This is a genomic window from Paenibacillus sp. FSL L8-0708 (assembly GCF_038009325.1).
In the GTDB taxonomy this organism is placed as follows: domain Bacteria; phylum Bacillota; class Bacilli; order Paenibacillales; family Paenibacillaceae; genus Paenibacillus_AQ; species Paenibacillus_AQ odorifer.
Genome location: NZ_JBBPBC010000001.1, coordinates 2,821,177 through 2,834,658, shown reverse-complemented (window position 1 = coordinate 2,834,658; position 13,482 = coordinate 2,821,177). Strand labels below are relative to the sequence as shown.

Genomic DNA, 13,482 nt, shown 5'->3' with positions numbered 1-13,482 from the left:
AGTTCTTTGCAATATGTTACATGATTGATTGCGTTATGTTGGATTCATGACTCGGCAGCTTCTTATCCAAAATAGCCTTCACATCTTTAACAAGCTGTACGGACGCTTCAATCTCCAACTTGCTTGTTGAAACACTTTCAATACTGCAACCAATAGGAATTCCCTTCTCCAGCCCGAAATCTAGTAATTCTTCAAAGATTTTTTGCGATAGCTGGATTGATTTATCCAAAATATCATTCGAGTATTTCAACTCGTTTTCTAACCATCCCGGGATACTGATCCCTAACCACTTCATAAATTGTAATGTTTTCGCGGTACCGCATGGTGCAAGATTAAATAAAATAGGAACCATCTCAAAACCGTTATTTGTATAGTAATAATATAAATCAGACAATAAATTCTTTGATGCCTCTACATTATAAGTTGCCTGTGTAATAAAAAAGTTGCACCCATTGTTGGTCTTTTCGACAACCCGTATATGCTCATCATTCTTTTTTATATGTCTTTCCGGAATGACAACTCCGCCAAAAGTTAAATTGTTATTTAGCTGTTTACTTAGCTTATAAGCCTCTGGTAAATTCAATTTCACCTCTTGTTTACTTGACGAAGCGCCCACATACACGGAAAATCTATCTTCATTTTCGTCAGCTTTAACCCAATCCTCGAACTGAGCTCTAGTATCATTACCGACGCACCGGTAAATTATTTTCGGGACCTCCACCTGTCTTAGATATTTATCACCATAGACAGCCGGATCAATCGTTGGTAAATAGGGATAAGGTCTTTCATGATCCACTCTGTCTACTTCTTCCTGAACGTCGTACAGAATTAACGCATCTAAATCAAGGTTTTTAAGTCTCTCAACCTGTTTCCGGGCGATTTCCGAGACCTTTTCTGGTGCGTGGCTTGCCTTCGGTGGTGTCATCCCATATGTTATAATACCCGGTTTTTTGCTCAATATTTTTTGTTTAAATGTATTCTCTGCCGCTCCCAAATTATAAAACCCCTCTACTCGTCGCTTTTAAGATAAGGTTACCATGGCAGGCTTAATATGTGTAACTTCTATTTACTATATCTAGTTATATTTTAAAGCTATGATTCCCTAATGATGCTTATCGAGTAGTACATGTTGACAACCGTTTGGTGTGACTATAATATTAGAAGTCCTGCCAACCTTAAAGCTGGCCATAAGGGGACCGAAAGGTTCATTCTTATTTAAAAAGGGTGAGTATTATGAATAAAGAAGAATTAATGGAAAGCGCACGTAACACAAAGAAAGCTGCTTATGCCCCTTATTCTAAATTTCCAGTTGGAGCAGCCTTATTGCTTAAAGATGGAAATGTTATTAATGGAGTAAACGTAGAAAATGTATCTTTTGGCGCTACTAATTGTGCAGAGAGAACAGCAATCTTCACGGCTATTACAAAGGGCTATACTAAAGGTGATTTTCAGGCTATAGCTGTAGCAGGTGACACAATGGATTTTCTGCCGCCATGCAGTATCTGCAGACAAGTATTATCGGAATTCTGTTTGCCCGACATGCCTGTCTATTTAACCAATGAGAAAAAAGAGATCTTAGAGCTGAGTTTAAAGGATTTATTGCCTTATGCATTCAAGAATTTAGATATGTAAAAATAATTCCTCTCGTAGTGGAATAACAAAAACACGCGTACCTGTGTTAGACAAGTACGCGTGTTTTGTGTTAAAAAGCTTAGTCAGAACACAGAGTTCACAGAGCAGACACACCGCGTAAATACGTTGTTACTTACCAAATCGCAATTCCAACCTTATCTTTTTCTTTAAATGCTACCTTTATCATTTCCAAAGCATTTCTTACCCTAAATTCAATAAATTCTTTATCATAGTCTGTATGTAGTTCTATAGTATCTAAAACTCATTTAGTTAAAACCTCTCAATGAACATCATCAATAATAAAAAAAACAAGCGATCCATTGAGATAAAAGGTTAACACTTCCTCTCGATGATCGCTTGCTGTCCGTTGTAATTAGTTTTGTCACTAAATCAAAGGCCGTAAGGGGCTAATCGTAAGATCAAAATGTCAGTAACAATAATTAGATTTGTCACTAAACATATTTATTGTAATAGAAAATGTCACTTTAACAGAAAAGTAAACATAAAAAAAGTCGATCATTATTTGATCGGCTCTTTTATGCCTTCTCACTATTTAAACTGCATAATGGATTTTACCATTACGTCTGCTGATTACACCGTTTAGTTCAGAAATATCTGTACCTGCTAAAATAAACTTCACCCCAGTTTCTTTCGAAAGATATTTGAATAGTTCAAAAGGAACACTATTTGTTTGCCCTCTTTAAGTTTCTGAATATCGTCGAAAATTAGGTGAGTAATTTTTTTCTCATGAAGCAAATTCTTGATAAGCATTTTTTGTTTAGCTGACTGATAAGTACGTACAGAAGGAAATTCAAGGTCCTTTAGAAATGATAGAATAAATTTAGAGGAACTTAGATTACTCAATGGAAAATTCATAAAATATGCTGATTTTACTTCATAAGCGTATCTTCTTAAAACTGTTGTTTATCCTTTGCTATCTGGGGCTATAATAAAGTAAAAGATCTTGTCATTGTGATTAATAAACTCTTATATTCCTGTTTGAACTGTTTTCATAATTTAAATAATCCACATTCCATCATAATCCAGATAAATATTCACTTCACTATCAGTATTGTCATAATAAAAGTATTTAAACATGTAGCTTTATGAATATTTTTAATGATTGCACTTAATTATAGTATCGGAAACTTAAAACCTATTAATTCTAAATGTCCGTAAACTTTCTCTGAATCATCAATATTCATTATCTTCCCAAAGAACTTCTTCTTGCAAAACTCTTCCCGCTTCCCCTTCTCTTTAAAATTTATAGATTATAAACATATCTCGTTATTATTTTCCCCTTGTGAATTTATATAACCTGCTTATAGAAGCATATATCTAAAGCCTTACATTTTCATTTTCACCTTAAATCACTAGTCTTTTTTCCTGTATATTTTTAATCATAATTAATTGAATAAAAACGTGCCAAAATATCAGAAAGATAATTTACGAATAGTTTAATCAAACTTATATATGGGAATAATCCCCTAATATATAATAGGAGGGATATTCCATGCATACAATCTGGAAAGGTGCTGTTAGCTTTGGATTAGTTCATGTACCCGTTAAACTATATGCGGCCACTGAAGAAAAAGATATTGCGCTTCAAATGATTCATCGAAATTGCCATGGTTCAATTAAAAACCAGCGGTATTGTAACACTTGTGACTCGGCGGTTAAGCAAGAGGAGATTATCAAAGGATATCCTGTTGATAACAATCAATATGTTACGTTTGAAAAAGAAGAATTGGATAGGATCCAAGAAGAATCGAGTAAAAAAATTAGCATCATTGATTTTATTAAGGAAGATCAGATAGATCTAATGTTTACTCAGAAAGCATATTTTTTAGGTCCTGATACACATGGAGGTAACGCCTACTATTTGTTTTTGAGAGCTTTAGAGACGTCTAAAAGGCTAGCTATTGGTAAACTCACTCTTCGGTCAAATACCAAATTGTGTATAATGAAACCCCTTAACGGAAATTGTATTCAATTAGCCACAATGCATTATGTTAATGAGATTAGAACGACAACCAATGTTCCCAACCTCATCTCAGATAATAGTCCAGTAGATCAAAATCAACTAAAGTTAGCTTTGCAAATAATTAAAGGAATGTCAGGAAAATCAGATTTAGGATCACTCACCAATCCGGAGCAAGATAGACTACAAGCAGCGATTCAGTCTAAAATTGTCGGACAGCATATTGTTTCTAATCCAATTCAAGAATCTGAAGTTGTGGTTGATTTATTAGAGGCGCTGCAGAAGAGCGTTAAGTTGAATAAGAGTATTAAGGTCAAGATGAGTGAAGCACCTCAGAGTAAAAGTAAAGAGCAGTTGGGTTAATACAAATGGACTGTAGAAATCTTTTTGGGTGTGGCTGTGAATGTAATCTAAAGTTGTCAAAGTTCCATATTAGCCATTGGTGTAAAAGGTCAGTCTCGTCAGATAACTATTGCTGAATGTGATAGGCATGTAGGATTCACCACTATGCATTTGCATTATACCCTGGCTCTATTGGATAAACTCCTACGGAGGAATTACACGTTTCGTTGAGGCATTTAGTAACAATCATTTGCCTCAACGTAACATGCAGTTAATGCTTATGCATTTGAAGTGTCTGATTTCTATGTAATGAAAGATTATGATAAGTATCATAACTTCGTTGTGGTTGATTGTAGAGTAGTAGGAACCACTCAACTTCAAGATAATTTTATCAACGCTAATATAACTTATTTTTTAAACATTTCTAAATAAAAGTTAATTATGTTAGATTCAATCTTCGGTAGAATCTGATCCTTGTAAAGTTATCACTACCTATAAGGTAAGCAATTCTTGCTTAAGTAAAAAATCGAATCGCGTTTAGGCGATTCGATTTTTTATTAACCAAAACGTTTAAGATACTCTCTATTTCTATCATTCTAATTGATCTCTGATAGTTTTCATCTCAATCCGTTGTAGCTGATGATCTGCAGCCATTACGATACCGTGAAGCGCACTATCGTAATTTGGATAAAATACTCTTAACCATAGTAGACTATGATCTTCGGTAGACTTATTTATGGTATCTTTTATCAATTCTAATTGGGTCGTAGTAAGTTGAGTTTTTTGCGTACCACAATACTTTTTTTACTTAGTAAATTCCCCTCTAATTTTTTTATAATCTATTATCTTCCTGATAATTGAATACTAAGTTCGGCAAAACATAACTATTAGAATGATTATGCAGAGGATCATAGATAAATTATGGAAACCCGAAAAGAACATTCATTCTCATTATATATACGAACATTTTTTAGCAATAATAACCTAGCAAGCATCAATCTATATCTTTCTCAGAGTCGAAGTTCTTACTTTAAGTATAGGGAATATATCTCAAGAACGTTATCCAATCCATCTAACAATTCTTTAACTTTTGGATCTGAGTAAGTATAAGTTTTAGGAGGTTTAGAAGTGACAGAGGTTATGAGATAGTCATCTGGCAGATCAAATATTTCATTGATCTTTTCAATTTGCTTATTGTATTGCATAGAGCTCAGATTTTCACATTTAATGATCTCATCAATGGTAGATCGGGAGATGTTTAATAATTTTGACAATGATAATTTCGAATAACCTTTCAGCCGAAGAAATGTTACCAAATTTATAGCTATTGTTTTACGGTAATCAAAAAAATTCAAGCTCATGTTATTACACCTCAATATTATAATTATCTTTATGTAACCTCTAAAAATACAATTGATAGATCTATAATTCAAAAAATTCCATGGTTCTGATGAAATAATCCCATAACAAGTCTTCTTAATGCAAACATTTATCAATTATTCCTACAATTAATTTCACCTTACAGTACGACGATACCGGATCTGTAATTAATCAATACTTTAGCAGTAGACAAATTATTATGATCTAATTATTTACGCAAAAGTTATTATTGTACACTTATCTCAGCCTCGAAAAATATTTTCTATAAAATATATTTTAATCATTCTGCTGCTAAGTTAAGATGCACTGTAAGGGTAGTTCCTCCATGACTTTCCACTCCCTCACAATCATCAAACGTGTCGATGGGGCTTCACCCAGATTATCTTTTGAAAAACAGCTTGTTCCATCGAACTCATGTTTCCCATATTTTCTCAGAAGCCGGTATTCAGTATAAGTCATACTCGTTATTTTACTTACATGTGAATCTTGCAGATTCCTTCCTCCAACCAGAAGCGAGTATGCCCGGCTAAAAAGTTAGAGTGAGCCGGATCTCAGTTCCCTCACCAAGGTTTACTTTGTATGCCTATACAAACTGTTCTCCATAAATATGGACCTTGGTACTTATTCATTATTTCCATATACATGTAACAATTGCATATGGAAATCATATATTTCCTTATATGCCATAATAACACCCCTCAACAGCTATAAAGTTGATTTCCTAAGTATGCTTTTTTATATTCTTTTAGCACCAACTACTCGACCGAACAAAAAAAGCAACTTCCCTGTTGGCATGTTGCTTTTTAATTGCTCTATTGTAAATCTCTAATAATAATCTAAATTATCCTCTAGATCTTACCGCTTCGCCTTATAAAACTCATGATACAGCTTCATGAGCGCCCTTTTTTCTATTCTCGAAACATAACGGTCCTGCATTAAATCAGAGCATTTAATACTATCAAGATTCAAATGCTTTTGTGTGTTTTATTATCAATTTTTTTTGATAATATCGTTCATTCTGCAGAGTCATATTCAGTATCTTATCTTCATTTCAAATTTTTCATAAATAGCTTTTAATTTTAATAGAATGTTCTTCCTTGCTTTATAAATTTCTTCAATTAAACTCTCTAATTATTTGAATGGTTTTAGCTTGTTTGAAATAAATTGACCCATCAGTATTTTCATTTACACCCGCTGGTTCAAATAAACAAGTGAGCGTTTGAGTAAAGCAACTATCCTCTCGAACATTAAATATCTTCGAACAAGTTATCCTAGTTTCATATTCAGACTCTCCCTTAATCCATCTCAGTCCGTTAGAACCTTGCCATTCTGGTACTGTATTGATGTCAGGTTTTTTAGGCAAGTAGAATTGAACTACTGTAAAGCCATAATAATATCTAATTAAATAAGGAAACTCACTATCAGTATCTTCATGCTCCCATATTTCCAGTTGTACAACTGGAATACCTGTACCTTGCTCGCTAATAGCCTGTATAATTTCTAGGTTTAAACTAGAAAGGGCTAATTTATTAATTAACCAACTTGGAATGTACGTAAGTTTTGAAAATTGGTCAATTAAAAATGGCCATCCCATATGAGTCAGTGCCTTACAAATCCCAACTAGTCTTATAACTCGATTTGTAATTGTTAGGGCACCTAAACTTAAATCGTTAGAAATATTTAGCTTTATATGATTCTCTGATTGATCAATACCTACATATACTCGATTAAGTCCTTTATCTGATACAATATAAGAAGGACTCTCAGAAGATTTTTTAAACTTTGGATTACCCTTTTTTTTATCACCTAAAGCTAAGATTCTATCCAATTCCAACAACCTTACTAGATCACCCTCATGCACACTTATAATCTCATTGCATACTTTACACTCCATGTTTTTAGTAAAATAAGTGTTATTGCCTAACCCTTCAGGCAACAAATGCTCTTCAGGAAAATCATTGTCTCTTGAACCACAAAAAATACACTGTTTATTGAATCTTTGAATTACTAGTTTTTGGTCATTATGGGTTGCTCTATCTTCCGCAATTCTGTGTTGAATTATATCTACTAGATGATATGACAACGCAATCGCCACTTCGATTATTTAATACGTCGCAATAATGTTATTTATAAAAAGGCAAGATTAATAAGTATCTCTCTAAGCCCTCTGTTCAAATAATTAGGATTAGATAAAGCCCATCATAGTTCAAATCATCAATATTATATCTCTAAGCTCCAAGCTCATTACCCACCTTTCATAAATAGATAGTGACTTATCCCGTCTAACTTCTATTTCGTGCCTACGCTCTGCAAGTACCTGCTCGACCGATGCATTTTTCTGCACTAAAGAAAAAACCTCCTATACGTTGTCGGGTACTTCCTCGGGTAGACAGTGCAATTTCGGGTGTCCTTTTCAAGTTGCAATGAAAACTACAACCCGTCAGTTAGTAATTTCACCTTAAATAACCGTACTTTTTAAGTGCTTCTTCCAACATTCGTTTCTCATCTTCATCCAATTCTTTTTGGAGAACAGAAAAAACTGCCGTATAGTACGGTTCCATATTCTCAAAATCAATCTCTCTTATTAACGAATCCCCAAAACTCCTATGCCATTTAAAGGATTGATTTTCCCGATTAAATTCTCCGTCTGCAAGAACAGGTATCTGAATAGAAAAATTTCCAAATGACACTTTGAAAACCATGTACGGATAGTTTATTTCTGATATCTGTTGCTGTTTACGTCTAAATAGTTGCACGTTGGTTCCATTGAAGGGATTGAATCCTGGTTGAAATTCCATAACTCCTCTATCTATTTCAATCTCATGCCCCCCTGCTTGAAAAACAATCAGAGTAGACATAAATCGCTCTATTTCCTGGAATGGTACTAGAGTAATTGCCATCTTTAATAACGCATAGTATAGATCAACTGGATTATATCTTTGTCTCTTATATTGGATAGTCATTTCGTTATTATCAACAGTAACTCTCTTTTCATCAATACGATCAATTATGAGCTTTCGAGCATCCCCATCAAACTCAGGTAAGATAGGGTCGTTTTTACGATATTCAATTCTATGACCAGTTCTAAGATCTTTATCTGTTAATGAGGTCTTTTTACCGTAGACCTCAGAAATCAACTTTAACGGAAGAACATATTTCCCTAACGCATCTTCAAACTTGCTTCCGAAAATCTCCTTGTTACATCTACTACACTCATATTTTGAAAACAATCTTTTGTTGCCAAGTGTCTCTGAGACAACATGTGTATTATCTCTAAAACTCACTTCGTCAATAGATTTGGCACAAAATCTACACAACCGTTTACTGAGCGGTTCTGATAAAATAATGTGCTCTTGGGTCGTATCATTTAATTGGTGGAGATCTTCAATGCAATCATATAAGAAGTCAAATGCCTCATTCATATTTTTTCACCCCGGTGTCATTATTTAATAAATACAATATATACCTTATCTAAAAAGCAAGGGCTCATCTTCCTTGTAAATAGTTATCTTGTCCTTCAGGTCAACCGAAAGGTACTTGATTAGGTGCTACGCAGCGAGTAAGGTAAAGTCACCAAAAATTCAAACTCTACAGTTGGATTGATCGACTTTACTTTGGACTTACCTTCAAGCAACCTCTTGATGTCCTTAATTAGACCCGTTTCCATTCAGCGAAGCAGATCGTTGTTCTGTAGCTAATAATATTGTAAATGTCTCTGAGTGTGGTTTTTATATCTTCGAAGTCTTCAACTGACAGTTTACAATGGTAATCTTCGGAACTTCCGGTTATTTTGTCAGCAATAAATTGATTGAAGCGATCTCGCAATTCAATTTCGCGATTGTATGGTCGGCTCATAGTCCCCCCTCAGGATAAATATATAGTTCATTATACTCATCTGGGATTATTTGCATATAGAAGGCTGTGTTATTTTTCATTAGTATGATTAGATTTTGTAATTTGGTGAGTATGATTGGAGAAGCGTCTTTGATGACCTGCTGCTATAGGAATATCCGCTACAAATGAAATGGATGCCGATTTTTGCGGTAGTTTGAACCGCCACATGCAGGGACATACCCATAATCGGTTCAGTCTATCCCCCAATGCAGACGAAACCTGATTTCCCTTCTAGACCAGTGAAATAATCATTAAAAATAATTTAACTGCTGAAAATACTGCCATGTGTGAGATACTTATACAAAAAAGAGACTATCAAATGACATACCCGAAAATCTCACCGCTTCGCCTTATAAAACTCATGATACAGCTTCATGAGCGCCCTCTTCTCTATCCGCGAAACATTACTCCGCAAGATCCCCAGCTCCTTGGCAATCTCCCTCAGCGTCTTCTCTTCTCCACCTGTAACAAGTCCGAATCTTCCAACGACAATCTCTTTTGCCCGATCATCCAGAATATCGAGGTTAAGATAAATCTTGCTCTTCTCGATTTTAAGATCTACTTCTTTTATAACATCATCAGCTTCGGAGCCGAGGATATCGATTAATGTGATTTCATTACCTTCCTTGTCTGTCCCAATTGGATCGTGCAGAGAAACGTCTTTCCACGTTTTCTTCAAAGATCTTAGATGCATCAGGATTTCTTTTTCATTACAACGTGCTGCAAATTTTTCCGGTAGTATGCCACAATATCATCGATTGAGAACAAACTGCAGGTATATGATTTTTTCCGATGTAACAATTGTTATCTGGTCAATCTGGCTTATGTACAAAGAATCCAAGGTTATATTATTTTTCTGGATAGTGTAGAATTGCGGTTCAGCCAGCCGAGGAAAAAAGCTTTTGTTGAAAAATTAATGGAGTATGTAAAGAAGAAAAACTTATGAGTTAAATCATCAATAATATATTAGGCATCTATTCAAAACTGTTTATCATTCGCTCAGCCGGGCTGATTGAGATTGTATTCTGTATCTTTATACTCACACTCCCCTTTCAAAAAACAAAAAGTTATGGAATGAAATTATTAATCATTACACCTTTCTTCTTGATCCATTTTATTTTTAGCCTTTTACTTGCCCTTCTTTTTCGTAGAACGCAAGTTTTTGAACACGACAAAACGAATAAAATGTTGATTATCACTTTTTCATTAACCTTTATTGTTGTTACAGAGATCATTACTTCTTTTAGCCGTTCATTCGAATGTACGATTAGAGGTCATTTACCGCAAACTGATGGCGTAAAATAAGTTGTGTACCAAGATTTGGAGCCTAGTCAGGCAACAAAAAAGTAGGGTATTCTCGGGATTACGACACCACCAAGAAGGGACCCTACTCAATGACTATTGTACCCGAAAATCTAATGAATAATCTATTTGAAAATCTTGTCACTCAGTTTATCAAAGACAATCTAGAATCTATGATGCGTGCAGAAATCCAAGCGTTTATGTCAAGTGATGAAGCTGGCGCACGCAATAGCCGCAACGGATATTACACTCGGAACCTGCACACAAAGTATGGCAACGTGGAGGATTTAGAGGTTCCCCGCGACCGTCAGGGCTTGTTCCAAACTCAAATGTTTGAGCCGTACCAGCGAAGAGACGGTTGGCTGGAAGAAGCGGTGATCCAGATGTATAAGTCAGGCATGGGCACCCGGGATGTGGCCAGATTTATTGAAAGTATGTTTGGCAGCCACTATTCCCCCACCACCGTCAGTAATATTACAGCTACGGTACTTGATGACATCCACCAGTGGCAGAAGCGCCCATTAAACAAACGCTACTCTGTGATCTACCTAGATGGTCTGTACGTGAAACTCAAGCGTAGCACCGTGAGTGGTGAAGTGGTTTATTTCGCCATGGGGATCGACGAAGACGGTCATCGCCAGATCCTTGGTTTTTACGTAGGCGGCCAGGAGAGTACGAACGGCTGGCGAGAGGTGTTGAAAGACCTTTATGACCGCGGTGCCCAGGAAGTCTTACTGGGTGTATTTGACGGACTGCCGGGTCTCGATGCAGCATTTCGTGAAACCTATCCGAAGGCAGATGTGCAGCATTGTATCGTCCACAAGGTGCGTTCGACCTTCCCGAAAATTCGAGTTCAGCACAAAACGGAAGTGATTGAAGATCTGAAGACCGTCTATACGGCTGCAGACCACGACTTGGCTCGGGCTGCGTTTGACACTGTAAAGGCCAAATGGGGCAAGGTTTACCCCAAAGAAATACGGTCTTGGGAAGAACAATTACCGACGCTGTTGACCTTTTACAAGTATCCTGCGCTCATTAAAGAAGCAATCTACACGTCTAATCCGATTGAGCGAATGAATAAGGAAATCCGGAAGCGCCTGAAACCCATGAACAGCCTCACCAATATGGATGCGGCAGAGAAAATTATCTACCTCGACGTAATGGATTACAATGAACGTTTTAGCGAACGGGTTATTCGCGGCTTCGGTGATCTAGAGGTAAAGAAGAAACTAATCGAGATGTTTGAAAAACGATATCCAGAACAAGAAGACCAAGAGAAGTAACTTGAATTACCCTGTTCTTTGGGGCGGGTTTCCCCCGCCCCAAAGAATATCTGCACTACTAACAAACACCCGAGAAGTTACATTATACTCTCTTACACAAACTTCTTGACGCTACCCGCAAACTAGCAAAAAGATAAGAATTGGCATGGTTTTGGTATTAAAAGCATGCGCCACATTGCTGAACAATATAACGGAACACTGTACTTTCATACTGAGGAAGATATTTTTTATCTTCATATTTATTTTCCAAATTTCTGAGCACACCACAAAAAAACGATCAAGTAGCTATCCCAGATAGCCCTTGATCGTTTTTCATTTTTTATCTCGAAAAGGAGGTAAGCAGGTTGAAAATGAAACTGTGCAACTTTACGAAAAATTATTTTATACAAGCTATCAATCAGCATATCCCGCTATATGTACGGCTTCTTATTAACAACCGTTTCTTTTAAATAATCACCTGCATTCAGCGGTTTAAAAATGTACATGAGCAGAACCAAGTCTCAAGATTTGCGATAATAATAACGCCATCTCAGTAGACAATATTTGAAATCTTGTTGATCCGATCAGTTTATATAAGAGACATTCTCATGTACAACATTAACTATAACCAGTATATAAGCATTTAAATAAAGTGTTGATCGTCGGATCGTGACGAAAGAATAAAAATATAGACTATATATCAAGCTCGCGTAATAACCTTCTAATTGGATCTTCACCATCGTAATCTGAAAAGATTTTGCTCGCAATTTTCTTAGCATCTAATATTCCATAATGTCTAACAGAACCAGCTAAGTCACGATTAAATGTCCTAAGTTCACCAAACTTCCCACCAATCCCATCTTCTCTCCATTCCACTATCTTGGAAAACTCTATCCAATCAGGAATCTTATCTTCGAACATATTTATGTCGATAAATAAATTAGGACCGGCAAAACCAGCTTTACTCCCAGCTGAGTCGACTAAATAAGCTTTTGTAAAAGCAAAATTGGCTTGTAACTGGGATGTAAATCCATAAGTAGATTGGGCGTAGAAAGCTTCATGAACGGCTTGTTCCGAATTAATATCTCCTCTGTTCATTCTTGATAAAATATTTTCTAAATGTCCGTTATTGAACCAGTCATCTTCAATTCCAGTCATTCTTATTCCAAGTGCAATAACTGTTCTTGCACCCGGAAAGCCAGAATTATTTTCTATTTGATTTACATGGGAATGCAAGGAAATCATCCTCTGCAAAAAATCGATCGTAACACTATTGCTTCTATAAGAAAGATCTCGACTAAAAATAGCCCCATCATTTATACATATAGCAGGCAGATTTCTACTAACAGACGTTGAAATAATTTTCTGAAATTGCTTCAATCTATTTATCGCGCAAGTTGATAGATCATTAGTTGGGTCAAACCTTGCTTCTCTCAACATTGAACCATAACCAAGTAAGTCCATCCACGCTACACAAGATACTGTAAATGGTAATCTTCGACCTTTACCGAACGTAGGAGGTTGATACCCCTTATTTTTCCTCATTCTAAGACTCCCCTCTTATTACTAATCAAGCATTATCGAACCCGTGAAGCGATTCAAGCTGAAAAAGAAAATGCTGGTGCGATCATCGTGAGCTCTACAAGATGAGGAAATAATCGATAGCTCAAGTGGTACACATATTAATTT

The 13,482-nt window shown here is 35.8% G+C and carries 9 protein-coding genes and 3 pseudogenes; 5 read left to right on the top strand and 7 right to left on the bottom strand.

Features of this window, described 5'->3' with window-relative positions:
• Positions 1-16 precede the first annotated feature (16 nt).
• Entirely contained in the window at positions 17-994 is a 978-nt protein-coding gene (locus tag NYE58_RS13290) for a methylenetetrahydrofolate reductase (RefSeq protein ID WP_256719063.1), read from the bottom strand.
• Positions 995-1,233: 239 nt separating this feature from the next.
• On the opposite strand from NYE58_RS13290, the gene NYE58_RS13285 reads away from it, so the two are divergent.
• A complete protein-coding gene (locus NYE58_RS13285) occupies positions 1,234-1,632 on the top strand; it encodes a cytidine deaminase (RefSeq protein WP_076186474.1) in 399 nt (132 codons plus the stop codon).
• A 1,513-nt stretch (positions 1,633-3,145) separates the two neighbouring features.
• Positions 3,146-3,976 carry a non-homologous end joining protein Ku gene (ku, locus tag NYE58_RS13280; RefSeq protein WP_076133516.1) on the top strand — a complete coding sequence of 277 codons (831 nt, stop codon included), beginning with the start codon at positions 3,146-3,148 and terminating at the stop codon, positions 3,974-3,976.
• 2,214 nt (positions 3,977-6,190) lie between these two features.
• Here ku and NYE58_RS37505 read toward each other — a convergent pair.
• The 5 genes and pseudogenes from NYE58_RS37505 to NYE58_RS13260 all read right to left on the bottom strand — a co-directional run.
• Positions 6,191-6,259, bottom strand: a pseudogene (locus NYE58_RS37505) (RNA polymerase subunit sigma); the annotation flags it as partial.
• A 190-nt stretch (positions 6,260-6,449) separates the two neighbouring features.
• Positions 6,450-7,430 (bottom strand): hypothetical protein, encoded by a 981-nt coding sequence (locus tag NYE58_RS13275; protein WP_341002027.1) that lies wholly within the window; start codon positions 7,428-7,430, stop codon positions 6,450-6,452.
• 358 nt (positions 7,431-7,788) lie between these two features.
• On the bottom strand, positions 7,789-8,757 hold the full coding sequence (locus NYE58_RS13270; RefSeq protein WP_076133519.1) for an HNH endonuclease: 969 nt from the start codon (positions 8,755-8,757) through the stop codon (positions 7,789-7,791).
• 229 nt (positions 8,758-8,986) lie between these two features.
• Positions 8,987-9,190: a hypothetical protein gene (locus tag NYE58_RS13265; protein ID WP_076133520.1), complete on the bottom strand. Its 204-nt coding sequence runs from the start codon at positions 9,188-9,190 to the stop codon at positions 8,987-8,989.
• A gap of 376 nt (positions 9,191-9,566) precedes the next feature.
• Positions 9,567-9,956 (bottom strand): annotated as a pseudogene (locus tag NYE58_RS13260) (sigma-70 family RNA polymerase sigma factor); the annotation flags it as partial.
• A 21-nt stretch (positions 9,957-9,977) separates the two neighbouring features.
• Here NYE58_RS13260 and NYE58_RS37500 point away from each other — a divergent pair.
• From NYE58_RS37500 to NYE58_RS37495, 3 genes and pseudogenes are all read left to right on the top strand, one after another.
• Positions 9,978-10,175: a LytTR family transcriptional regulator DNA-binding domain-containing protein gene (locus tag NYE58_RS37500; protein ID WP_081388859.1), complete on the top strand. Its 198-nt coding sequence runs from the start codon at positions 9,978-9,980 to the stop codon at positions 10,173-10,175.
• Positions 10,176-10,623: 448 nt separating this feature from the next.
• Positions 10,624-11,814, top strand: coding sequence for an IS256 family transposase (locus tag NYE58_RS13255; protein ID WP_076133521.1), 1,191 nt, complete (start codon positions 10,624-10,626; stop codon positions 11,812-11,814).
• A 141-nt stretch (positions 11,815-11,955) separates the two neighbouring features.
• Positions 11,956-12,072 (top strand): annotated as a pseudogene (locus tag NYE58_RS37495) (GHKL domain-containing protein); the annotation flags it as partial.
• A 414-nt stretch (positions 12,073-12,486) separates the two neighbouring features.
• Here the strand turns inward: NYE58_RS37495 and NYE58_RS13250 are convergent.
• Positions 12,487-13,338: a hypothetical protein gene (locus NYE58_RS13250; RefSeq protein ID WP_076133522.1), complete on the bottom strand. Its 852-nt coding sequence runs from the start codon at positions 13,336-13,338 to the stop codon at positions 12,487-12,489.
• Between the last annotated feature and the right edge of the window lie 144 nt (positions 13,339-13,482).

Bases quoted from the DNA above. Each gene is read 5' to 3' on its own strand.
- NYE58_RS13270 (WP_076133519.1), bottom strand. From the start codon at position 8,757: ATGAATGAGGCATTTGACTTCTTATATGATTGCATTGAAGATCTCCAC.
- NYE58_RS13255 (WP_076133521.1), top strand. From the start codon at position 10,624: ATGACTATTGTACCCGAAAATCTAATGAATAATCTATTTGAAAATCTT.
- NYE58_RS13285 (WP_076186474.1), top strand. From the start codon at position 1,234: ATGAATAAAGAAGAATTAATGGAAAGCGCACGTAACACAAAGAAAGCT.
- ku (WP_076133516.1), top strand. From the start codon at position 3,146: ATGCATACAATCTGGAAAGGTGCTGTTAGCTTTGGATTAGTTCATGTA.
- NYE58_RS13265 (WP_076133520.1), bottom strand. From the start codon at position 9,190: ATGAGCCGACCATACAATCGCGAAATTGAATTGCGAGATCGCTTCAAT.
- NYE58_RS13250 (WP_076133522.1), bottom strand. From the start codon at position 13,338: ATGAGGAAAAATAAGGGGTATCAACCTCCTACGTTCGGTAAAGGTCGA.